Genomic DNA, 20,462 nt, shown 5'->3' with positions numbered 1-20,462 from the left:
CATGCCGCGTTTTCTCGCTCCATTGTTGTTGCTCTGTCTGACCTTCAACGCCCATGCTGACAGCTACATCACCCGGCTGCTGAACAAACCGGTGCCGGGCGGTGTGGCGGTGGTTGATCTCGGCGCGGCCGCACAGGCGCCGAAAGCCACATATCAAGGCAAACCGGTGCTGGTGGTGAAAGAACAGAACAACTGGCTGGCGATTGTCGGCGTGCCGTTGACGGTCAAGCCTGGCGCGCAGCAGGTCAGCAGCGGCGGGCGCAATCTGCCATTCACCGTGGGCAACAAGAAATACCCGGAACAGCGCATCACCCTGAAGAACAAACAGCAGGTCAATCCGGATCAGTCGAACCTCAAGCGCATCGAAGGTGAACTGGCTGAGCAAATCAAGGCCTACCGCAGCTTCAGCCCGAACACACCGAGCAATCTGTTGCTGGACAAACCCGTCAACGGACCGCTGTCGAGCAAGTTTGGTGTGCGTCGCTTCTTTAATGGTGAAGAGCGCAATCCCCACGCTGGCCTCGACTTCGCGGTGCCGGCCGGCACGCCGATCAAGACCCCGGCGGCGGGCAAGGTGATCCTCACCGGCAACTACTTCTTCAATGGCAACACCGTGTTTGTTGACCATGGCCAGGGCTTTATCAGCATGTTCTGCCATATGTCGAAGATTGACGTGAAGGTCGGCGATCAACTGGCGCGCGGCGCGGTGGTGGGTAAGGTTGGCATGACCGGCCGGGCGACCGGGCCGCACATGCACTGGAATGTCAGCCTGAATGATGCGCGGGTGGATCCGGCGATTTTCATTGGTGCGTTTCAACCCTGAATCATGTATTGAGGCCACTGGCCTCTTCGCGGGCAAGCCCGCTCCCACAGGTTTCTTGGCCGTGCATGAGATCCGTGTACGACACAGGTACTGTGGGAGCGGGCTTGCCCGCGAAGACGGCATCACAACCACCGCAGAACTCTCTGCTACCCTACCCACTTCAATTGCGCCCCGATCTAACCTCACGCAAACATCAACAAGATCCACCGACTTAAGCGCAATAAAATCCTGCAAACCCCCGCTTTCCGAGTATTCCTCTCAATTTTTTTCGACTGCTTGCCATCCTCTCCCCTCGCGGTTAGGGTTGAAGGCATGAAAACCTCTCACACCCTCATTCAGCTTCGCCAGCACCGCAGCCTGTGCCTCGTCAGCGCACGACTGCCGGGCTGAATCGCGGTACCTCGTCCTACGCGTTTCCCAGAACATTCGTAACACCGGCAGGCCGCCTCTTTTCGGCCCAGACAATAAGGAATTTCCCGATGAGCATGCTCAAAGATCCGTCTTCGAAATACCGCGCGTTTCCTGTCATCAACCTGCCGGATCGCACCTGGCCGTCGAAGACCATCGACACCGCGCCGATCTGGTGCAGCTCCGACCTGCGTGACGGCAACCAGTCGCTGATCGAGCCGATGGACGCGGTGAAGAAGCTGCGCTTCTGGAAAACCCTCGTGCAAGTGGGCGTGAAGGAAATCGAAGCCTCGTTCCCGGCCGCTTCGCAAACCGACTTCGACTTCGTGCGTACCCTGATCGAAGAAGGCCACATCCCGGACGACACCACCATTCAGGTGCTGACCCAGGGTCGTGAAGACCTGATCGAGCGTACCTTCGAATCCCTGCGCGGGGCGAAGAAAGCCATCGTTCACCTGTACAACGCCACCTCGCCGTCCTTCCGTCGCATCGTCTTCAACCAGGACAAGGACGGCATCAAGGCCATCGCCGTGAACGCTGCCAAGCTGTTCGTCAAATACGCCGCGATGCAGCCGGACACCGAGTGGACCTTCGAATATTCGCCGGAAACCTTCAGCGCCACTGAGCTGGAATTCGCCAAGGAAGTTTGTGATGCGGTGATCGAGGTGTGGAACCCGACGCCTGAGCACAAGATGATTCTCAACCTGCCAGCCACCGTTGAATGCGCGACGCCGAACATCTACGCCGACCAGATCGAGTGGTTCGGCCGCAACATCAACCGTCGTGACAGCGTGATCATCAGTCTGCACACCCACAACGACCGTGGCACTGGCGTCGCCGCCACCGAGCTGGGCCTGATGGCCGGCGCCGATCGCGTCGAAGGCTGCCTGTTCGGCAACGGCGAGCGTACCGGCAACGTCGACCTCGTCACCGTCGCCCTGAATATGTACACCCAGGGTCTCGATCCGCAGCTGGACTTCTCCGACATCGATGGCGTGCGCAAAGTCGTTGAAGAGTGCAACCAGATTCAGGTTCACCCACGTCACCCATACGTCGGCGATCTGGTGCACACCGCGTTCTCCGGCTCGCACCAGGACGCGATCCGCAAAGGCTTCTCCCAACAGAAACCAGATGCACTGTGGGAAGTGCCGTACTTGCCGATCGACCCGGCCGACATTGGCCGCAGCTACGAGGCGGTGATTCGCGTCAACAGCCAGTCGGGCAAGGGCGGCATCGCTTACTTGCTGGAGCAGGAATACGGCATCAGCCTGCCACGTCGCATGCAGATCGAATTCAGCCAGGTCGTGCAGCGCGAAACTGACCGCTTGGGCCTGGAGATGACCGCCAAGCAGATTCACTCGCTGTTGATCAGTGAATACCTGCAAGCCAACACCCCGTATGCGCTGGTCAGCCATCGCCTGCAGGAAGAAAACGGCAACAGCAATGTTGAAGTGGAAGTGGCGAGCAAGGGTCAGGGCGAAACCAACCTGCACTGGCGTGGCAAGGGCAACGGTGCGCTGGAAGCACTGGTCGCCGGCCTGCCGATCCCGGTGGAGATCATGGACTACAACGAACACGCGATCGGCGCGGGTACCAACGCCAAAGCAGCGGCGTACATCGAGCTGCGCGTGAACGGCGAACGTGCGGTGCACGGCGTGGGTATCGATGAAAACATCACCACGGCGAGCTTCAAGGCGCTGTTCAGCGCGCTGAACCGCTCGCTGAGCCAGCCTGAGGCGAAAGCGGCTTAATCGACTGCTGAAACGCAAAAGGCCCCGAAGTGAAAGCTTCGGGGCCTTTTTGTTGAAGATCAAAAGATCGCAGCCTTCGGCAGCTCCTACTGGGTGAGCGACATCCCAATGTAGGAGCTGCCGAAGACTGCGATCTTTTGCTTTTCAGGTGAACTCGAAGGTATCGGCATCCAGATTCGCCGGAAAGCGCTCGCGATAAGCCGCCAATGGCGCCGCTTCCAGCACCACCTTGAACACGCCGTCCGCCTCCCCTGCCGCCAGCAAGCTCTCGCCCTGGAAATCCAGCACCTGACTGTCACCGGTGTAGGCAAAGCCCTTGCCGTCGGTGCCAACGCGATTCACCGCCGCTACGTAGCAGAGGTTTTCGATGGCCCGTGCCGGCAACAGTCGATTCCAGTGCAACCGTCGCGCCCCAGGCCAGTTGGCGGTGTACAGCAGCAGATCAGTATCCTGCGAATCACGACTCCACACCGGGAAACGCAGGTCGTAGCAAATCAACGGCCGGATCCGCCAGCCCTTGAGCTCGAACTGCACCTGCCGTTCGCCGGGCGTGTAATGGTTGTGCTCTCCGGCCATGCGGAACAAATGACGCTTGTCGTAATGCAGCACTTCGCCGTCCGGCCGTGCCCACAGCAAGCGATTGCGATGGCTGCCGTCAGCGGCCTGGATGATTACGCTGCCGGTGATCACCGCATTCAATTTAGCGGCCTGCGTCCGCAGCCATTTGTGGCTCGGACCGTTCTCGGGCTCGGCGAGGGTTTCCGATTCCATGGAGAAACCGGTGGTGAACATCTCCGGCAGGATGATCAGATCCGCGCCCTGCGCCTGTTCCAGCAACAGCTCGAAGTGTTCGAAGTTGGCCTGACGGTCGTGCCAGGCCAGGCTGGTCTGGATCAGCGCCAGGTTCAGATCGGGTAACGCACTCAGATCACGCATAGTTTTGCCGCCGCTTCACGCAGCGTCTCCTCGCGTTTGGCAAAGCACAGACGCACCAGGCGCTGGCGTTCGGGTGGATTCTGATAGAAGACCGACACCGGAATACTCGCCACGCCGTGCTCGCGGGTCATCCACATCGCCATCTCGACGTCACTCAGATCAGGACGGATCTGCGAGTAATCGACCAACTGGAAATAAGTGCCGCTGACACGTTTGAAGGTGAAGCGCGACGGTGCCAGCAGATCACAGAACAGATCGCGTTTGGCCTGATAGAAACCCGGCAACTCTTCGACGTGTTCAGGGTGCTCGGCCATGTAGTCGGCCAGCGCGTATTGCAGCGGGGTCACGCCGCAGAAACTGACGTACTGATGGACTTTGCGCAACTCGGCGGTCAGCGCCGGTGGCGCGACGACGTAACCGGTTTTCCAGCCAGTAACGTGATAGGTCTTGCCGAACGAGCTGACCACGAACGCACGCGGATACAACTCTTCGTGAGCAAGCACGCTGACGTGGGGCACGTCGTCGAACACCAGGTGTTCGTAGACTTCATCGCTGAGCAGATAGATGTCGCGATCGCGGATCAGCGCCGCCAGTTGGTCCAGTTCCGCACGGCTGATCAGGGCGCCGCTCGGGTTGTGCGGGGTGTTGATAACGATCATTTTCGTGCGCGGGCTCAGGGCCGCAGCGAGCTGGTCGAAATCAATGGAGAAGTCGTCCGGATTCAGCTGTACATGCACGCAACGACCACCGGCCAATTCCGTCGCCGGTGCGTAGCTGTCGTAGCACGGATCAAAAACGATGACTTCGTCGCCGCTGTGGATAACTGCCTGAATCGCACAGAAGATCGCCTGGGTCGCGCCCGGCGTCACGGTCACTTCGTTGTCAGCATCGACGGTGACACCATAGCTACGGGCGATCTTTGCGGCGATCTGCTCACGCAGCGCCGGCAGACCGGTCATTGGCGAATATTGGTTATGACCACCGGCAATGTGCCGACCGACCGCATCGCGCAGCGCCTGCGGGCCGTCAAAATCAGGAAAACCCTGCGACAGGTTGATCGCGCCGGTTTGCGCGGCCAGCTGAGACATCTGCGTGAAAATAGTGATGCCGACATTCGGCAGCTTGCTGGTGATCATGGGGGATTCCCTGCTCAACACCCGGCTCTGACGACGGCGCGGGAGAGCCCGAGGATAGCCCATCCGGCGCCCATAAAAAAAGGGCGCCGGATGGCACCCTTCTCTCATATTGATCGTTCCCACGCTCTGCGTGGGAATGCAGCCTTGGACGCCTCTGCGTCCGCCGCTTTGTGACGCAGAGCGTCACGGGATACATTCCCACGCGGAGCATGGGAACGATCAACAGCCAGCGACCTTATTTCTTGTCGCGGCGCTTCTTGTCGGCTTTCTTGTGGTGCGACATCAAACGACGCTTCTTGTTGACCTGGCGGTCGGTCAGCGCAGTCTTGTTGCCTTCGTACGGGTTCTCGCCACCCTTGAACTCGATGCGGATCGGCGTACCGACCAGCTTCAGCACACGGCGGTAAGTGTTCTCCAGATAGCGCACATACGACTTCGGCACTTTCTCGATCTGGTTACCGTGGATCACGATGATCGGCGGGTTGGCACCACCCAAGTGGGCGTAACGCAGCTTGATCCGGCGGTTGTTGACCATCGGTGGCGCGTGCTCGCCAACCGCATCTTCCAGAATCTGGGTCAGACGGTTGGTCGGCCAGCGGGTAACCGCCGACTTGAACGAGTTCTGCACCGAAGCGTAGAGGTTGCCCACGCCCGTGCCGTGCAGTGCCGAGATGAAGTGGATGTCGGCGTAATCAACGAAGAACAGGCGACGCTGCAGCTCGACCTTGACGTAGTCGCGCTCGCTTGGCGTCATGCCGTCCCACTTGTTGATCGCGATGACCAGCGCACGACCCGACTCGATGGCAAAACCGAGCAGATTGAGGTCGTGATCGACCACGCCTTCGCGGGCGTCCATCACGAAGATCACCACGTTGGCGTCTTTGATCGCCTGCAGGGTTTTCACCACGGAGAATTTTTCGACTTCTTCGTGGATCTTGCCGCGCTTGCGCACACCCGCGGTGTCGATCAGCGTGTACTTCTCTTCATTGCGTTCGAACGGGATGTAGATACTGTCGCGGGTGGTGCCAGGTTGGTCATAAACGATGACCCGGTCTTCACCGAGCATGCGGTTGACCAGGGTCGACTTGCCGACGTTAGGACGGCCGATGATGGCGATCTTGATGCCATCCTTTTCGCTCGGACCAGGAATGCGCTTGGCTTCCTCGCCTTCGGCAACGACTTCTTCCTCTTCGCCTTCCGCCAGCTCGTCATCATCGCGCGGGAAGTCGCCCAGGGCGGCTTCCAGCAACTGCGTGATGCCACGGCCGTGAGCACCGGCGATCGGGATCGCGTGGCCCATACCCAGCGGAGCGAATTCGGCGCGGGCCATTTCCGGGTCGATGTTGTCGACCTTGTTGGCGACCACGTGGGAACGCTTGTTACGTTTGCGCAGGTGTTCGGCGATCATCTGGTCGGCGGCGGTAAAACCGGCCTTGGCATCTACCAGGAACAGCACAACATCAGCTTCTTCAATGGCCAGCAACGACTGCTCGGCCATTTTTTCGTCCATACCATGCTCGTCACCGGAGATACCGCCGGTGTCGATCAGAATGTAGGAACGCCCTTGCCACTTGGCCTCACCGTACTGGCGATCACGGGTCAGACCGGACAAGTCGCCGACGATGGCGTCGCGAGTCCTGGTCAGGCGGTTGAACAAGGTGGATTTGCCGACGTTCGGTCGGCCCACCAGGGCGATTACGGGAACCATGCGGCTCTCCACTTCGTTATTTCAGAAAATACAAAAGCCGCTGCGAGGCAGCGGCTGGTGCTCGGGGCAACACTGCGGGAGTGAACAGGTCCACTTCCACAAGTGAAGCTGCCTGGGGTGTTATCCCCAAGCATAGTTGTTACTTGATGGTCAGGGCTTCCAGTTTGCCGCTGTTGCCATACACATAAATCGTGTCACCCACCACCAGCGGACGGGCACGCAGGCCGTCGCTGTCGATGCGCTCACGGCCGACGAAACGACCGTCAACCTGACTCAGCAGGTGCAGATAACCTTCCAGGTCACCTACTGCTACATAGCTGGAGAACACTTCCGGAGCCGACAGTTGACGGCGAGCCAGCGAATCGTTGCTCCACAATGCAGTGGTGGAACGTTCGTCGACGCCTTCAACGGTGCCCGAGGACAGGCTCACGTAGACGCTGCCGAAACCTTGAGCGATACCGGCGTAGCTCGACGCATCGCGCTGCCAGAGTTGACGACCGCTTTCCAGATCCAGTGCCGCAACGCGCCCCTGATAGCTGGCAACGTACAAGGTACCGCCGGACAGCAGCAGGCCGCCGTCGATGTCGACCACGCGCTCCAGCTCCGAACGACCCTGTGGAATCGCAATGCGCTGTTCCCAAACCGGCACGCCGTTGGAAATATCCAGAGCGACTACTTTACCGGTCGACAGCCCAGCCACCGCGAGGCGATTGGTGACCAGCGGGGCACTGGTGCCACGCAGGGTCAGTACGGCCGGAGTGCTGTCATACACCCAGCGCTGAGTACCGGTCGATGCATCCAGACCAATCAGACGATCGTCCTGAGTCTGCACAACCACAACGTCACCGTTGTTGGCTGGTGGCGCGAGAACTTCACTGTTGACGCGTGCGCGCCACTTCTCTTCACCGTTGCTGGTGTCCAGAGCAACGACTTCGCCACGCAGGGTGCCGATCAGAACCAGACCATAACCAACGCCGACAGCGCCGGAGACAGGCAGATCAAGATCCTGCTTCCATTTCACGTCGCCATTGCCGCGATCCATGGCCATCACTACACCGGTCACATCGGCGGCGTAGATGGTGTCACCGTCGATCGCCGGCACCAGCATGTTGTAGGTTTCGCCCTGACCGTCACCGATCGAACGACTCCACTGCTTTTGCAGAACCACTTCTTCTTTGAAGTCGGTCAGTTCAGCCGGTGGCAATTCTTTTTTGCTGTTGCTGCTGCAACCCGCGGCCAGAAGGGCCAGAGCCAGCAATGCTGCATGCTTCCAACGGATCACGTCACGCATCCCCTTTGGCCAGGTCGTCGAGCTTGATTTGAAGGCCACCGACCGCCGCTTCATCCGACAGTGCCGCCTTGGCTTTTTGATACGCCTTGTTCGCGTCATCGGTACGACCCAGCTGCACCAGCAGGTCGCCCTTGAGTTCTTCGCGAGTCGCCAGGAACGCTTTGTCGGCGTCGCCGTCAAGCAGTTTCAGGGCATCTTCAGCCTTGTTCTGTGCGCCGAGTACCTGCGCCAGACGCTGACGGGCGATTTCGCCCAGCGCCGGGTTGGCCGGTTTGTCGACGATGGCTTTCAGCTCGGTCGCGGCGTCGTCCAGCTTGCCGCTGTCCACAGCCACTTTGGCCACGAACAGGCTGCCGTACTGCGCATAGGCGGAACCGCCGAACTCGCTGTTGAGCTTGCCGGCCAGATCCGCCACACGGGCAGCATCAGGCTTGCCGTCAGGCGTCAGCGTGGTTTCCAGCAATTGCTGATAGAGCACCGAGGCGCCTTGCGACTGGTTGCTCTGGTATTTGTGATATGCCTGCCAGCCGAACACGATGACCAGCGCCAACAGGCCGCCGGTGACCAGAGGTTTGCCGTTGCGTGTCCACCAGTCCTTCAAATCCGCCAACTGTTCGTCTTCGGTACTCGACACCCCAATACTCCTTAATCGCTAAATCGGCTGTTTGGACAGCTTCAACCCTGCACGACGCAGGTGGCCAGGTGAGCGGCGAGCGCATCCCAGGCAATGCTTTGTTGTTCGCCCTGGCCACGCAGGGGTTTGAAACCTACCACTTGCTGGGCCATTTCGTCGTCACCGAGGATCAGTGCGTACAGCGCACCGCTCTTGTCGGCCTTCTTGAACTGGCTTTTGAAGCTGCCGGCGCCGGCATTGACTTGCAGGCGCAGGTTTGGAAGTTGATCACGAACACGTTCAGCCAAGGCCAGACCGGCCAGCTCGGCTTCTTCACCGAAGGCGCAAAGGTAGACGTCGACCTGACGGGAAATTTCTTCCGGGATCTGCTCAAGGGTTTCCAGCATCAGCACCAGACGCTCGATGCCCATGGCGAAACCGACGCCGGTGGTTGGCTTGCCGCCCATCTGCTCGACCAGACCGTCATAACGACCGCCCGCGCAGACAGTACCCTGGGCGCCGAGCTTGTCGGTGACCCATTCGAAAACGGTTTTGCTGTAGTAATCGAGGCCACGCACCAGCTTCGGATTGAGCACGTACGGAATGCCGACGGCATCCAGACGCGACTTCAAACCTTCAAAGTGCGCGCGGGACTCATCGTCGAGGTAGTCGGCCATCTTCGGCGCATCGACCAGCACTGCTTGGGTGTCGGCATTTTTCGTGTCGAGCACGCGCAGCGGGTTGGTTTTCAGGCGACGCTGGCTGTCTTCGTCGAGCTTGTCGTGGTGCGCCGAGAGGTACTCGACCAGCGCTTCACGGTAGCGACCACGGGACTCGCTGGTGCCCAGGCTGTTGAGTTCGAGCTTGACCGCATCACGGATGCCCAGCTCGCCCCACAGGCGCCAGGTCATGATGATCAGTTCGGCGTCGATGTCCGGACCGTCGAGGTTGAACACCTCCAGACCGATCTGGTGGAACTGGCGATAACGACCTTTCTGCGGGCGCTCGTGGCGGAACATCGGACCGATGTACCAGAGTTTCTGCACCTGACCACCGCCGGTGATGCCGTGTTCGAGCACCGCACGCACGCACGCGGCAGTACCTTCCGGACGCAGGGTCAGGGAGTCGCCGTTGCGATCTTCGAAGGTGTACATCTCTTTTTCGACGATGTCGGTCACTTCACCGATCGAGCGTTTGAACAGCTCGGTGAACTCGACGATCGGCATGCGGATCTGCTTGTAACCGTAGTTATCCAGCAGACGCGCGACGGTGCCCTCGAAATAACGCCACAGCGGGGTCTGTTCGGGCAGGATGTCGTTCATGCCACGAATGGCTTGCAATGACTTGCTCACTTTAAATCCTTAAATTCGTTCGGCTCTTCAGTCAGGGTCAGCCGCGCGCGATTACGGCAGCGTCAGCTTCGACCTTTTCGGCCGCTTTCTGGCGGATCAGCCTTTCCAGCTCGTCCACCAGATTGTCATTCGTCAGTTTCTGCGCCGGCTTGCCGTCGATGTAAATCAGATTTGGCGTGCCGCCGGTCAAGCCGATATGGGCTTCCTTGGCTTCGCCGGGGCCGTTGACCACACAACCGATCACCGCGACATCCAGCGGCACCAGCAGGTCTTCAAGGCGCCCTTCCAGCTCGTTCATGGTCTTGACCACATCGAAGTTTTGCCGCGAGCAGCTCGGGCAGGCGATGAAGTTGATGCCACGGGAACGCAGATGCAAAGACTTGAGAATGTCGTAACCGACCTTCACTTCCTCGACCGGGTCGGCCGCGAGCGAGATGCGGATGGTATCGCCAATCCCCTCGGCGAGCAGCATACCTAGGCCCACGGCGGATTTCACTGTGCCCGAACGCAATCCACCGGCTTCGGTGATCCCCAGGTGCAGCGGCTGAACGATTTCTTTAGCCAGCAGGCGGTAGGCTTCAACGGCCATGAACACGTCGGAGGCTTTCACGCTGACCTTGAAGTCCTGGAAATTCAGGCGTTCGAGGTGCTCGACGTGACGCAGGGCGGACTCGACCAACGCGGCGGGCGTCGGCTCGCCGTATTTCTTTTGCAGGTCTTTTTCCAGCGAACCGGCGTTGACGCCGATGCGGATCGGAATGCCGCGATCACGCGCTGCATCGACCACCGCACGAACACGGTCTTCACGACCGATGTTGCCCGGGTTGATGCGCAGGCAATCCACACCCAGTTCAGCGACACGCAAAGCGATCTTGTAGTCGAAGTGGATGTCGGCAACCAGCGGCACCTTGACCAGTTGTTTGATCTTGCCGAACGCCTCGGCGGCGTCCATGTCCGGCACCGAAACGCGAACGATGTCGACGCCGGCGGCTTCCAGACGATTGATTTGCGCAACAGTGGCGGCAACGTCATTGGTGTCACTGTTGGTCATGCTCTGCACCGCGATCGGCGCATCGCCGCCCACCGGTACGTTGCCGACCCAGATCTTGCGCGAAACGCGACGTTTGATTGGAGATTCGCCGTGCATGACTTATTGACCCAACTTCAGGCGAGCAGTCTCGCCACTGGTGAACGGAGCGATATCGACCGGTTGGCCGTTGTAGCTGACCTGTGCGGCACGAGCTACGCCCAAACGTACGTTAAGCGGCGGTTTGCCGGAAACGCTGACGCTATCGCCTTTATGCTTGAGACCACTGAAGATCACTTTGCCACGACCATCGGTCACCTGTGCCCAGCAATCGGCGCTGAACTGCAGTTGTACCTGACCTTCGCCAGCAACGGGTGCGGCCGCTTCTGCGGTGGCTGCCGGAGCAGCAGGAACAACCGGAGCGGTAACGGTCGGCGCTGGGGTAGCCGGAGTGGCGACAACCGGCGCCGGTGTATGAACCGGGGCGGTCGGCGTTGCAGCCGGCGCAGTTGGAGTGATGGCCGGAGCAGCGCCTTCGGCACCAGTCGATTCAGCGGTGGTTTCGGACTGAGGCAACGCCAGTGTTGTCGAATTATCGGCCTGATTCTCCTCGACAGCCTGGTCTTCCGGCTCGTCGATCGGATGAATCTGGGTCGTACCGTCGGCACCTTCGACTTCAACGTGCTCAGGCGCCAGAGACGTCAGGTCCTTGGTGCGCAGCGAGGTCTGATCCTGCCACCAGACGAAACCGCCGCCAATGACCGCGATCAGCAACAGCAGGCTGACGATTCGCAAAATGGTGTGGGAAACCCGCACAGGCTCTTCGATACGGCCGAGGGCATGCACGTTGCTGCCCTGGGAATCGGTGCCGGTGGACTGGTCGAACTGCTGAACCAGTACGGTCTGGTCCATGCCGAGCAATTTGGCGTAGGCGCGAATGTAACCGCGAGCGAAGGTATGCCCCGGCAACTTGTCGAAAGCGCCGGCTTCAAGATTGCTCAGGGAAGTCACGGTGAGGTTGAGCTTGAGGGCCACTTCGGCCAGCGACCAGCCATTGCTTTCGCGGGCCTGGCGCAGGGTCTCACCGGGGTTAACGCGATTCGCTGCTACAACTTCGGGATGCGCCGCTTTCATCATTGCTCCGACAGGTATTGCTGATATTCCGGCGTACCGGGATAGAGTCGTTTTAATTGCAGGCCATAACTGGCGGCCTTGTCGCGATCTTCAAACACTTTTGCCAGCCGAACACCGAGCAATAGACTACGTGCATTTTGTTCGGTCAGCAGGCTGAAACGGTCGTAATAGTCACGTGCGGGCACATAATGCCTGTCTTCGAAGGACAACTCAGCCATTTCCAGCAATGCACGTGGTTGTTGGCGGTTCAAACGCAGGGCCTTTTCCAGCTGCTGCTGCGCCAGATCACGCACGCCAAGCTTTGAAGCGGTCATGCCGAGGTTCTCGAACACACGCGAACGCTCAGGATACAGGGTATCGGCGGCGGCCTGTTCAAAACGCTCGTAGGCTTCTTTATAACGCTGTTGTTCGTAGAGAAAACTGCCGTAGTTGTTGAGGATACGGGCATCGGCGGGACGGGAGGACAACGCCTTGCGGAAGTGTTCGTCGGCCAGTTCCGGCTCCATTTCGGACTGAAACACCAACCCGAGGGCCGCATTGGCGTCAGGATCGGAGCCGTCGATTTCCAGCGCCTTCTTCAGCGGCACCTTGGCCCGCTCGCTCATGCCTTGTTGCAAGTATCCCAGCCCCAACTGCACGTACGCAGCCCGCGCTTCATCGCGGCCCTTGCTGGTCTTCATCGGGTTGTAGTCACCCGACAGGACACAACCAGCACACAGGCTGGCCAACAGCAACAGCAGCGCAAAGCGCAGGGACATAGAGATCCTCTCTTAGTTAGTGTTCGCGGCGTTCTGTGCCAGATCGCTGTCGGCGCTCAATTCACGCACGGCGATATAACGTTCGCTGCGACGGGTGCGATCCAGCACCTGCCCTACCAATTGACCACATGCGGCGTCGATGTCTTCACCACGGGTGGTGCGGACAGTGACGTTGAAACCGGCCTGATGCAGCTGATCCTGGAAACGACGGATCGCGTTGTTGCTCGGACGCTCGTACCCGGAATGCGGGAACGGGTTGAACGGAATCAGGTTGATCTTGCACGGGATATCTTTCAGCAGCGCGATCATTTCGACGGCGTGCTCGACCTTGTCGTTGATGTCCTTGAGCAAGGTGTACTCGATGGTCAGCACACGTTTCTCGCCAAGGGCGGACATGTAGCGCTGGCACGACTCGAGCAGCATCTTAAGCGGATATTTCTTGTTGATCGGCACCAATTGGTTACGCAATGCGTCATTCGGTGCGTGCAGGGACAACGCCAGGGACACGTCGATGTGCTTGGCCAGCTCATCGATCATCGGCACCACACCCGACGTGGACAGGGTCACGCGGCGCTTGGAGATCCCGTAGCCGAGGTCATCCATCATCAGGTGCATGGCGGCGACGACGTTGTCGAAGTTCAGCAGCGGCTCACCCATGCCCATCATCACCACGTTGGTGATGGCACGGTCGACGGTTGCCGGGACACTGCCGAAAGATTTGTTGGCAATCCACACCTGACCGATGACTTCAGCGGCGGTGAGGTTGCTATTGAAGCCTTGCTTGCCGGTGGAGCAGAAACTGCAATCCAGGGCACAGCCTGCCTGGGACGAAACGCACAGAGTGCCGCGTTTGCCCTGGGGAATGTAAACGGTCTCGACGCAGCTGCCGGACGCCACGCGCACCACCCACTTGCGGGTGCCGTCGCTGGAGATGTCCTCGCTGACCACTTCCGGACCACGGACCTCAGCAATGGCCTTGAGCTTGTCGCGCAGGGCCTTGCTGACGTTCGTCATGGCGTCGAAATCATCGACGCCAAAGTGGTGAATCCATTTCATTACCTGACCGGCACGGAAACGCTTCTCCCCGATTGAGTCGAAGAATTTTTCCATTTCCTGTTGAGTCAGACCCAGCAGGTTGGTTTTTACAGTCGATGTAGTCATGGATTCACCTTCACTCTTAAGCCAATGCTTAGCGAGTGGTTACTTCAGTAGCTGCGAAGAAGTACGAGATTTCACGAGCAGCTGCGGCTTCGGAGTCCGAACCGTGAACAGCGTTGGCGTCGATGGAATCAGCGAAGTCAGCGCGGATGGTGCCGGCAGCAGCTTCTTTAGGGTTGGTAGCGCCCATCAGCTCACGGTTCAGAGCGATAGCGTTTTCGCCTTCCAGAACCTGAACAACAACAGGACCGGAAATCATGAAAGCAACCAGGTCGCCGAAGAAACCACGAGCGCTGTGCTCAGCGTAGAAGCCTTCAGCTTCGGCTTTGGACAGTTGCTTCAGTTTCGAAGCTACAACGCGCAGGCCGGCTTTTTCGAAACGAGTGGTGATCTCGCCGATGACGTTTTTAGCAACAGCGTCAGGCTTGATGATGGAGAAAGTACGTTGAACAGCCATGGTGTAACTCCAGAAACGGTAATTTGCGAAAAATTAAACCCGCGAATTATACGCGGGTTCTTGGGTATTGCCTAACCTGCGAGACGATCAGTCCAATTCTTTGGCCCAGAGCTCCTGAACCGCTTCCAGCACCTTCTCGCCGACACGGCCAGAAGTGCTATCGAATTCAGGCAGATCCAGGATCATCTGCTGCAGACGGACAAAACCTACAGAATACGGATCGACGCCGGCATGGGCCTCGGCCAGTTCTTCTGCAATACGTTGAACATCATTCCAACCGTAGCTCATGACAGTCTTACCAGTCAGTGCGGCGCTTCTGCCGCATGGTTAAGCGAATATTTCGGAATTTCGACGGTGATGTCTTCTTCACCAACGATAGCCTGGCAAGCCAGACGCGATTGCGCTTCCAGACCCCAGGCACGATCGAGGAAGTCTTCTTCCAGCTCGTCCGCCTCTTCCATCGAGTCGAAACCCTCGCGGATGATGCAGTGGCAGGTGGTGCAGGCGCAGACGCCGCCGCAGGCACTTTCCATCTCGATGTGGTGTTCGTGGGCCAGTTCGAGAATCGAGGTGCCGGGTGCAGCCTCGACGACCATGCCTTCAGGGCAGAACTTCTCGTGGGGCAGAAAAATGACCTGCGGCATCAGATATCCTCGATTTCATTCAGATTGCGCCCCGACAGAGCGGCTTTCACCGTCAGATCCATGCGGCGGGCAGCAAAAGCATCGGTCACTTGCGACAGACGCTTGGTCTGCTGCTCGATGGCGTAACCATCAGTGCCTTTCATCAGTTCGGCCAGTTCCTGCAACTGCAGGTCGATAACCATGCGCTCTTCGGCGTCGAGCAAACGCTCGCCATCAACCTCGAGAGCGCCCTGCACCGCTTCAATCAGGCGCTGGGCATCGACTTGCTGCTCGCGCAGAACACGAGCGACCTTGTCGTCATTGGCGTGTTGGAACGAATCCTTGAGCATCTTGGCGATTTCGCCGTCGGTCAGACCGTAGGACGGTTTGACCTGAATGCTCGCCTCAACACCCGAACCCAGTTCGCGGGCGGAAACGCTGAGCAGACCGTCGGCATCGACCTGGAAGGTCACGCGAATTTTCGCTGCACCGGCCACCATCGCGGGAATGCCGCGCAATTCGAAGCGCGCCAGCGAGCGGCAGTCACTGATCAGCTCACGCTCGCCCTGCAACACGTGGATCGCCATGGCCGACTGGCCATCCTTATAAGTGGTGAAATCCTGTGCGCGAGCGACGGGGATAGTGGTGTTACGGGGAATCACCTTCTCCATCAGGCCACCCATGGTTTCCAGCCCCAGGGACAGCGGAATCACGTCGAGCAGCAGCAATTCGCCGCCATCGCGTTTGTTGCCCGCCAGGGTATCGGCCTGGATCGCGGCACCGATGGCCACCACTTGATCCGGATCGATTTCCGTCAAAGGCTGGCGACCGAATGCTTCGGCAACGGCTTCGCGAACACGCGGAACGCGAGTCGAACCGCCGACCATGACCACGGCGTGCACATCTTCCAGCTCGATGCCGGAATCGCGAACGGCGCGACGGCAAGCTTTCAGGCTACGAGCGACCATCGGCTCGATCAGTGCATCGAAGGCTTCGCGAGTCAGCGGCGCTTTCCAGTCGCCATAGACCACTTCAACGCTGACCGCATCGGTCAGGGCTTCTTTGGCCGCACAAGCGGTTTGCAGCAGATTGCGTTGCGCGCCCGGATCGAGATCGGCGGACAGACCCGCGCTCTCGATGATCCAGCCGGCGATCGCGTGATCGAAGTCATCGCCACCCAGCGCGCTGTCGCCGCCAGTGGCCAGAACCTCGAAAACACCGCCAGTCAGACGCAAAATGGAGATATCGAACGTACCGCCGCCCAGGTCGTAAATAGCAACCAGGCCTTCCGCATGCTGATCCAGACCATACGCCACAGCGGCTGCGGTCGGCTCATTGAGCAAGCGCAGCACGTTCAGCCCGGCGAGTTTTGCCGCATCTTTGGTGGCTTGACGCTGAGCATCGTCGAAATACGCCGGAACGGTAATCACCGCGCCCACCAGTTCGCCACCCAAGGTCGCTTCAGCGCGCTGACGCAGGACCTTGAGGATATCGGCGGAGACTTCGACCGGGCTTTTCGGGCCCTGCACGGTGTCGATGAACGGCATGTGCGATTCGCCGCCGACAAAGCGGTACGGGAGTTGCTCGCCCAATTGCTTGACGTCGGACAGACCACGACCCATCAAGCGCTTGACCGACAGCACGGTGTTCAAAGGGTCGGAGGCGGCAGCCAGTTTGGCCGACTCGCCGACTTCGACGCGATCGGCGTGATAACGCACGGCGGACGGCAGGATGACCTGCCCGTTAGCGTCGGCCAGCGGCTCGGAAAGACCACTGCGCAATGCAGCGACCAGCGAATTGGTAGTGCCCAAGTCGATCCCCACAGCCAGGCGACGCTGGTGCGGTTGAGGACTTTGGCCGGGTTCGGCGATCTGCAGTAGAGCCATGGTAATCAGGTCTTGTCTGTCTATCAGGCGTGCAATCAGGGCAGCACTGGGTTAGTCGTCGAGGCGCTCTTCTAACTGGCGCACTTCGTAGGTGAGCTTGTCGAGGAACTGCATGCGCCGCATCAGGCGTTCGGCCTGTTCGCGTTGCGCTGCATCATCCCAACAGGCTGCGAAGCTTTCGTTGAGTTCTTCCTGAGCCACTTTCAAGCGACGCTTGAATACCGCGACACCGTCGAGGTCGGCACTGTCCTGAAGGTCTTCGAGCTCTTCGCGCCATTGCATCTGCTGCAGAAGAAACTCGGGATCATGGACGGTGACTTCCATCGGCACTTCATGCCCGCTGATGGTCAGCAGGTAGCGTGCGCGCTGGGCCGGACTCTTGAGCGTCTGATAGGCGTCGTTGAGCCGCGCAGATTGCTCGAGTGCCGAGCGCTGCTCACGCTCGGAAGCGTCGGCAAAGCGGTCAGGATGAACGCCGCGCGCCAACTCACGATAGCGCGTGGCCAACTGCTCGAGATCCAGACGGAAACTCGGTTGCAGCTCGAATAAAGCGAAATGACAAGGAATACCCACGACAAGCCTCAGATGTTGAAGCTTTCGCCGCAGCCACACTCACCGCGTACGTTGGGGTTGTTGAACTTGAAACCTTCGTTCAACCCTTCCTTGACGAAATCGAGCTCGGTGCCGTCCAGATAGGCCAGGCTTTTCGGGTCGATGATCACTTTTTCGCCGTGACTCTCGAACACCTGATCCTCTGCAACCACCTCGTCGACAAACTCCAGCACGTAGGCAAGGCCGGAACAGCCTGTGGTGCGAACACCCAGACGAATCCCTTCACCTTTGCCGCGCCCGTCGAGGGAGCGCCGCACGTGTCGAGCAGCCGCTTCTGTCATGCTGATAGCCATCGGTGACTCCTTACTCGTCGCCAAATCCAGAAAGTCAGATCAAGCCTTTCTTCTGCTTGTAATCGCGAACAGCCGCTTTGATAGCGTCTTCAGCCAGTACCGAGCAGTGAATTTTCACTGGCGGCAGGGCCAGTTCTTCGGCCAGCTGAGTGTTCTTGATGGTTTCCGCTTCGTCCAGGGTCTTGCCCTTCATCCACTCGGTAGCGAGGGAGCTGGAGGCGATAGCCGAACCGCAGCCGTAGGTCTTGAACTTGGCATCTTCGATGATGCCGGCGTCGTTGACCTTGATTTGCAGACGCATCACGTCGCCGCACGCCGGAGCGCCGACCATGCCGGTGCCGACATCAGGATCTTCCGCGTTCATCTTGCCGACGTTGCGCGGGTTTTCGTAGTGGTCGATGACCTTTTCGCTGTAAGCCATGATTCTCAATCCTCACTCATCAGGGCCGCTCTTGAGACCCTGCAACTGCGCTGCGTAAACCGCCGCGTCGCTACAGGATCTGTATCCGGCGGCTTCTATATTTAGTGTGCCGCCCACTCGATTTTCGAGATATCGACGCCGTCTTTGTACATGTCCCACAGCGGCGACAAAGCGCGCAGCTTGGTAACAGCCTCGCAGACTTTCTGCGCGGCATAGTCGATTTCTTCTTCGGTGGTGAAACGGCCGAAGGTGAAGCGGATCGAGCTGTGTGCCAGTTCGTCGTTGCGGCCCAGGGCGCGCAGTACGTACGAAGGCTCCAGCGACGCCGAGGTGCACGCCGAACCGGACGATACCGCCAGATCCTTGAGCGCCATGATCAGCGACTCGCCTTCAACGTAGTTGAAGCTCAGGTTCAGGTTGTGCGGAACGCGGGCGGTCAGGCTGCCATTGACGTACAGCTCTTCCAGGTGCTCGACCTGCTTGTAGAAACGGTCGCTCAAGGCTTTGATACGGACATTTTCAGCAGCCATGTCTTCTTTGGCTACGCGGAACGCTTCGCCCATGCCGACGATCTGGTGAGTCGCCAGGGTGCCGGAACGCATGCCACGCTCGTGACCGCCGCCGTGCATGGTCGCTTCGATGCGCACACGCGGCTTGCGGCTGACGTACAGCGCGCCGATGCCTTTAGGGCCGTAGGTTTTGTGAGCGGAGAACGACATCATGTCGACTTTCAGCTTCTGCAAGTCGATCTCGACCTTGCCAGTGGACTGAGCGGCGTCGACGTGGAACAGAATGCCCTTGGCGCGGAGCATTTCGCCGATCGCGGCGATGTCGTTAACGGTGCCGATTTCGTTGTTCACGTGCATCACGGAGACCAGGATGGTGTCTTCGCGCAGCGCTGCTTCAATCATCGCCGGCGTGATCAGACCGTCTTCGGTCGGCTCGAGGTAGGTCACTTCGAAACCTTCACGCTCCAGCTGGCGCATGGTGTCGAGGACAGCCTTGTGCTCAATCTTCGAGGTGATCAGGTGCTTGCCCTTGGAGGCGTAGAAATGTGCCGCACCCTTGATAGCCAGGTTGTCGGATTCGGTAGCGCCCGAGGTCCAGACGATTTCGCGCGGGTCGGCGTTGACCAGATCGGCCACCTGACGACGGGCGTTTTCGACGGACTCTTCAGCTTTCCAGCCGAATACATGGGAACGGGACGCCGGGTTACCGAAGTTTCCGTCAACCAGCAGGCATTCACTCATTTTTTGCGCAACGCGCGGATCGACCGGGGTGGTCGCAGAGTAATCAAGGTAAATCGGCAATTTCATGGACTATCTCCTAAATCAGGGCTGGCGTACCGCTAGCTCTTCGGCTGTCATTCGACGGCGGACGCTTCAATCTTGTCCAGGCGTGGCGCCTTGCTGTTGCAACGGCGCTGGTCCTGACGCTGGGCTACTTCTTGCACCTCACGGCGAGTCACAAGATCAGCCAAGCTGATACCACTTAGAAATTCGTGAATCTGCAGGCTCAAATCACACCAAAGATGATGGGTCAGGCACGTGTCGCCGGAATGGCAATCGCCCTGGCCCTGGCATTTGGTGGCATCAACCGATTCGTTTACTGCATCGATCACCTGGGCAACCTGGATGCCCTGCATGTCGCGGGACAATTGGTAGCCGCCACCCGGGCCGCGAACGCTGGAAACCAGGTTGCTGCGGCGCAGCTTGGCGAACAGCTGCTCAAGGTAGGACAGGGAGATGCCTTGGCGCTCGGAGATATCGGCCAGGGACACGGGCCCGTGCTGCGCGTGCAACGCCAGGTCAAGCATGGCAGTCACGGCGTATCGGCCTTTTGTAGTCAGTCGCATGGACAGTTACCACGGAGTTCAGAATGGGGCGAGTATGCAATTCCCGAGTATTTAAGTCAACTTTAAGACCTAGTACTTTAGTCAGGATTACCCGCAAAAGAGCGCGCGAATGATAGCAGGGTCTGCGGCGTAATGGCACACCGACTGCCGGATACCCCTGCAGGAGCTGCCGAAGGCTGCGATCTTTTGATTTTGCTCTTTAAAAAATCAAGGGATCGCA

At 59.2% G+C, this 20,462-nt stretch carries 21 protein-coding genes; 2 read left to right on the top strand and 19 right to left on the bottom strand.

The window, feature by feature from the left end; translation table 11 throughout:
• The first annotated feature begins 1 nt into the window (after position 1).
• Together EJA71_RS26585 and leuA are read left to right on the top strand one after the other, a co-directional pair.
• The gene (locus tag EJA71_RS26585; RefSeq protein ID WP_158960949.1) at positions 2 to 823 is read left to right on the top strand and encodes a M23 family metallopeptidase; all 822 of its coding nucleotides are present in this window, start codon (positions 2 to 4) and stop codon (positions 821 to 823) included.
• Between the two features lie 479 nt (positions 824 to 1,302).
• Positions 1,303 to 2,982, top strand: a complete 1,680-nt coding sequence (gene leuA / locus EJA71_RS26580; RefSeq protein ID WP_053123514.1) for a 2-isopropylmalate synthase — start codon at positions 1,303 to 1,305, stop codon at positions 2,980 to 2,982.
• 144 nt (positions 2,983 to 3,126) lie between these two features.
• Here the strand turns inward: leuA and EJA71_RS26575 are convergent, their stop codons facing one another.
• From EJA71_RS26575 to iscR, 19 genes are all read right to left on the bottom strand, one after another.
• Positions 3,127 to 3,918: an amidohydrolase gene (locus EJA71_RS26575; RefSeq protein WP_158960947.1), complete on the bottom strand. Its 792-nt coding sequence runs from the start codon at positions 3,916 to 3,918 to the stop codon at positions 3,127 to 3,129.
• Positions 3,906 to 5,054, bottom strand: coding sequence for a pyridoxal phosphate-dependent aminotransferase (locus EJA71_RS26570; protein WP_158960945.1), 1,149 nt, complete (start codon positions 5,052 to 5,054; stop codon positions 3,906 to 3,908). The genes EJA71_RS26575 and EJA71_RS26570 overlap by 13 nt, the downstream gene beginning before the upstream one ends.
• Before the next feature lie 235 nt (positions 5,055 to 5,289).
• Entirely contained in the window at positions 5,290 to 6,762 is a 1,473-nt protein-coding gene (gene der / locus EJA71_RS26565; RefSeq protein WP_158960943.1) for a ribosome biogenesis GTPase Der, read from the bottom strand.
• A gap of 139 nt (positions 6,763 to 6,901) precedes the next feature.
• Positions 6,902 to 8,053: an outer membrane protein assembly factor BamB gene (gene bamB / locus EJA71_RS26560; protein ID WP_016984368.1), complete on the bottom strand. Its 1,152-nt coding sequence runs from the start codon at positions 8,051 to 8,053 to the stop codon at positions 6,902 to 6,904.
• Positions 8,046 to 8,687 carry a tetratricopeptide repeat protein gene (locus EJA71_RS26555; protein ID WP_038362971.1) on the bottom strand — a complete coding sequence of 214 codons (642 nt, stop codon included), beginning with the start codon at positions 8,685 to 8,687 and terminating at the stop codon, positions 8,046 to 8,048. The genes bamB and EJA71_RS26555 overlap by 8 nt, the downstream gene beginning before the upstream one ends.
• A 41-nt stretch (positions 8,688 to 8,728) precedes the next feature.
• A complete protein-coding gene (hisS, locus tag EJA71_RS26550; protein ID WP_122589955.1) occupies positions 8,729 to 10,018 on the bottom strand; it encodes a histidine--tRNA ligase in 1,290 nt (429 codons plus the stop codon).
• Between the two features lie 37 nt (positions 10,019 to 10,055).
• Positions 10,056 to 11,165: a flavodoxin-dependent (E)-4-hydroxy-3-methylbut-2-enyl-diphosphate synthase gene (gene ispG / locus EJA71_RS26545; protein ID WP_008084646.1), complete on the bottom strand. Its 1,110-nt coding sequence runs from the start codon at positions 11,163 to 11,165 to the stop codon at positions 10,056 to 10,058.
• 3 nt (positions 11,166 to 11,168) lie between these two features.
• Entirely contained in the window at positions 11,169 to 12,179 is a 1,011-nt protein-coding gene (locus EJA71_RS26540; protein ID WP_158960941.1) for a RodZ family helix-turn-helix domain-containing protein, read from the bottom strand.
• The gene (gene pilW / locus EJA71_RS26535; protein ID WP_158960939.1) at positions 12,179 to 12,937 is read right to left on the bottom strand and encodes a type IV pilus biogenesis/stability protein PilW; all 759 of its coding nucleotides are present in this window, start codon (positions 12,935 to 12,937) and stop codon (positions 12,179 to 12,181) included. The genes EJA71_RS26540 and pilW overlap by 1 nt, the downstream gene beginning before the upstream one ends.
• 12 nt (positions 12,938 to 12,949) lie before the next feature.
• Complete coding sequence (gene rlmN / locus EJA71_RS26530; protein WP_025109218.1) at positions 12,950 to 14,098, bottom strand: 23S rRNA (adenine(2503)-C(2))-methyltransferase RlmN; 1,149 nt, start codon at positions 14,096 to 14,098, stop codon at positions 12,950 to 12,952.
• A gap of 28 nt (positions 14,099 to 14,126) precedes the next feature.
• Positions 14,127 to 14,552 (bottom strand): nucleoside-diphosphate kinase, encoded by a 426-nt coding sequence (ndk, locus tag EJA71_RS26525; RefSeq protein ID WP_007916882.1) that lies wholly within the window; start codon positions 14,550 to 14,552, stop codon positions 14,127 to 14,129.
• An 87-nt stretch (positions 14,553 to 14,639) separates the two neighbouring features.
• On the bottom strand, positions 14,640 to 14,840 hold the full coding sequence (gene iscX, locus EJA71_RS26520; RefSeq protein WP_150604298.1) for a Fe-S cluster assembly protein IscX: 201 nt from the start codon (positions 14,838 to 14,840) through the stop codon (positions 14,640 to 14,642).
• 14 nt (positions 14,841 to 14,854) lie between these two features.
• A complete protein-coding gene (gene fdx / locus EJA71_RS26515; protein ID WP_007916885.1) occupies positions 14,855 to 15,196 on the bottom strand; it encodes an ISC system 2Fe-2S type ferredoxin in 342 nt (113 codons plus the stop codon).
• Positions 15,196 to 17,061 carry a Fe-S protein assembly chaperone HscA gene (gene hscA / locus EJA71_RS26510; RefSeq protein WP_158960937.1) on the bottom strand — a complete coding sequence of 622 codons (1,866 nt, stop codon included), beginning with the start codon at positions 17,059 to 17,061 and terminating at the stop codon, positions 15,196 to 15,198. Before hscA ends, fdx begins: the two co-directional genes overlap by 1 nt.
• A gap of 51 nt (positions 17,062 to 17,112) precedes the next feature.
• Positions 17,113 to 17,634, bottom strand: a complete 522-nt coding sequence (gene hscB / locus EJA71_RS26505) for a co-chaperone HscB (protein WP_008084660.1) — start codon at positions 17,632 to 17,634, stop codon at positions 17,113 to 17,115.
• 8 nt (positions 17,635 to 17,642) lie between these two features.
• Entirely contained in the window at positions 17,643 to 17,966 is a 324-nt protein-coding gene (gene iscA / locus EJA71_RS26500) for an iron-sulfur cluster assembly protein IscA (protein ID WP_003227904.1), read from the bottom strand.
• A 34-nt stretch (positions 17,967 to 18,000) separates the two neighbouring features.
• Positions 18,001 to 18,387: a Fe-S cluster assembly scaffold IscU gene (iscU, locus tag EJA71_RS26495; protein ID WP_007916892.1), complete on the bottom strand. Its 387-nt coding sequence runs from the start codon at positions 18,385 to 18,387 to the stop codon at positions 18,001 to 18,003.
• 101 nt (positions 18,388 to 18,488) lie between these two features.
• A complete protein-coding gene (locus EJA71_RS26490) occupies positions 18,489 to 19,703 on the bottom strand; it encodes an IscS subfamily cysteine desulfurase (protein ID WP_158960936.1) in 1,215 nt (404 codons plus the stop codon).
• A 47-nt stretch (positions 19,704 to 19,750) separates the two neighbouring features.
• Positions 19,751 to 20,242: a Fe-S cluster assembly transcriptional regulator IscR gene (gene iscR, locus EJA71_RS26485; RefSeq protein ID WP_003227911.1), complete on the bottom strand. Its 492-nt coding sequence runs from the start codon at positions 20,240 to 20,242 to the stop codon at positions 19,751 to 19,753.
• Positions 20,243 to 20,462: the final 220 nt, after the last annotated feature.

The sequence above is a fragment of the Pseudomonas sp. PB106 genome, from assembly GCF_009764645.1.
Lineage (GTDB): Bacteria > Pseudomonadota > Gammaproteobacteria > Pseudomonadales > Pseudomonadaceae > Aquipseudomonas.
Note: the sequence above shows the minus strand (reverse complement) of the source record. Positions and strands in the feature narration are given on the sequence as shown.

Coding starts and splice junctions, on each gene's coding strand:
- rlmN (WP_025109218.1), bottom strand. CDS start 14,098: ATGACTACATCGACTGTAAAAACCAACCTGCTGGGTCTGACTCAACAG.
- EJA71_RS26585 (WP_158960949.1), top strand. CDS start 2: ATGCCGCGTTTTCTCGCTCCATTGTTGTTGCTCTGTCTGACCTTCAAC.
- EJA71_RS26540 (WP_158960941.1), bottom strand. CDS start 12,179: ATGAAAGCGGCGCATCCCGAAGTTGTAGCAGCGAATCGCGTTAACCCC.
- ndk (WP_007916882.1), bottom strand. CDS start 14,552: ATGGCTGTTCAACGTACTTTCTCCATCATCAAGCCTGACGCTGTTGCT.
- leuA (WP_053123514.1), top strand. CDS start 1,303: ATGAGCATGCTCAAAGATCCGTCTTCGAAATACCGCGCGTTTCCTGTC.
- fdx (WP_007916885.1), bottom strand. CDS start 15,196: ATGCCGCAGGTCATTTTTCTGCCCCACGAGAAGTTCTGCCCTGAAGGC.
- iscX (WP_150604298.1), bottom strand. CDS start 14,840: ATGAGCTACGGTTGGAATGATGTTCAACGTATTGCAGAAGAACTGGCC.
- iscR (WP_003227911.1), bottom strand. CDS start 20,242: ATGCGACTGACTACAAAAGGCCGATACGCCGTGACTGCCATGCTTGAC.
- pilW (WP_158960939.1), bottom strand. CDS start 12,937: ATGTCCCTGCGCTTTGCGCTGCTGTTGCTGTTGGCCAGCCTGTGTGCT.
- der (WP_158960943.1), bottom strand. CDS start 6,762: ATGGTTCCCGTAATCGCCCTGGTGGGCCGACCGAACGTCGGCAAATCC.
- ispG (WP_008084646.1), bottom strand. CDS start 11,165: ATGCACGGCGAATCTCCAATCAAACGTCGCGTTTCGCGCAAGATCTGG.
- iscA (WP_003227904.1), bottom strand. CDS start 17,966: ATGGCTATCAGCATGACAGAAGCGGCTGCTCGACACGTGCGGCGCTCC.
- EJA71_RS26570 (WP_158960945.1), bottom strand. CDS start 5,054: ATGATCACCAGCAAGCTGCCGAATGTCGGCATCACTATTTTCACGCAG.
- bamB (WP_016984368.1), bottom strand. CDS start 8,053: ATGCGTGACGTGATCCGTTGGAAGCATGCAGCATTGCTGGCTCTGGCC.
- iscU (WP_007916892.1), bottom strand. CDS start 18,387: ATGGCTTACAGCGAAAAGGTCATCGACCACTACGAAAACCCGCGCAAC.
- EJA71_RS26490 (WP_158960936.1), bottom strand. CDS start 19,703: ATGAAATTGCCGATTTACCTTGATTACTCTGCGACCACCCCGGTCGAT.
- hscA (WP_158960937.1), bottom strand. CDS start 17,061: ATGGCTCTACTGCAGATCGCCGAACCCGGCCAAAGTCCTCAACCGCAC.
- EJA71_RS26575 (WP_158960947.1), bottom strand. CDS start 3,918: ATGCGTGATCTGAGTGCGTTACCCGATCTGAACCTGGCGCTGATCCAG.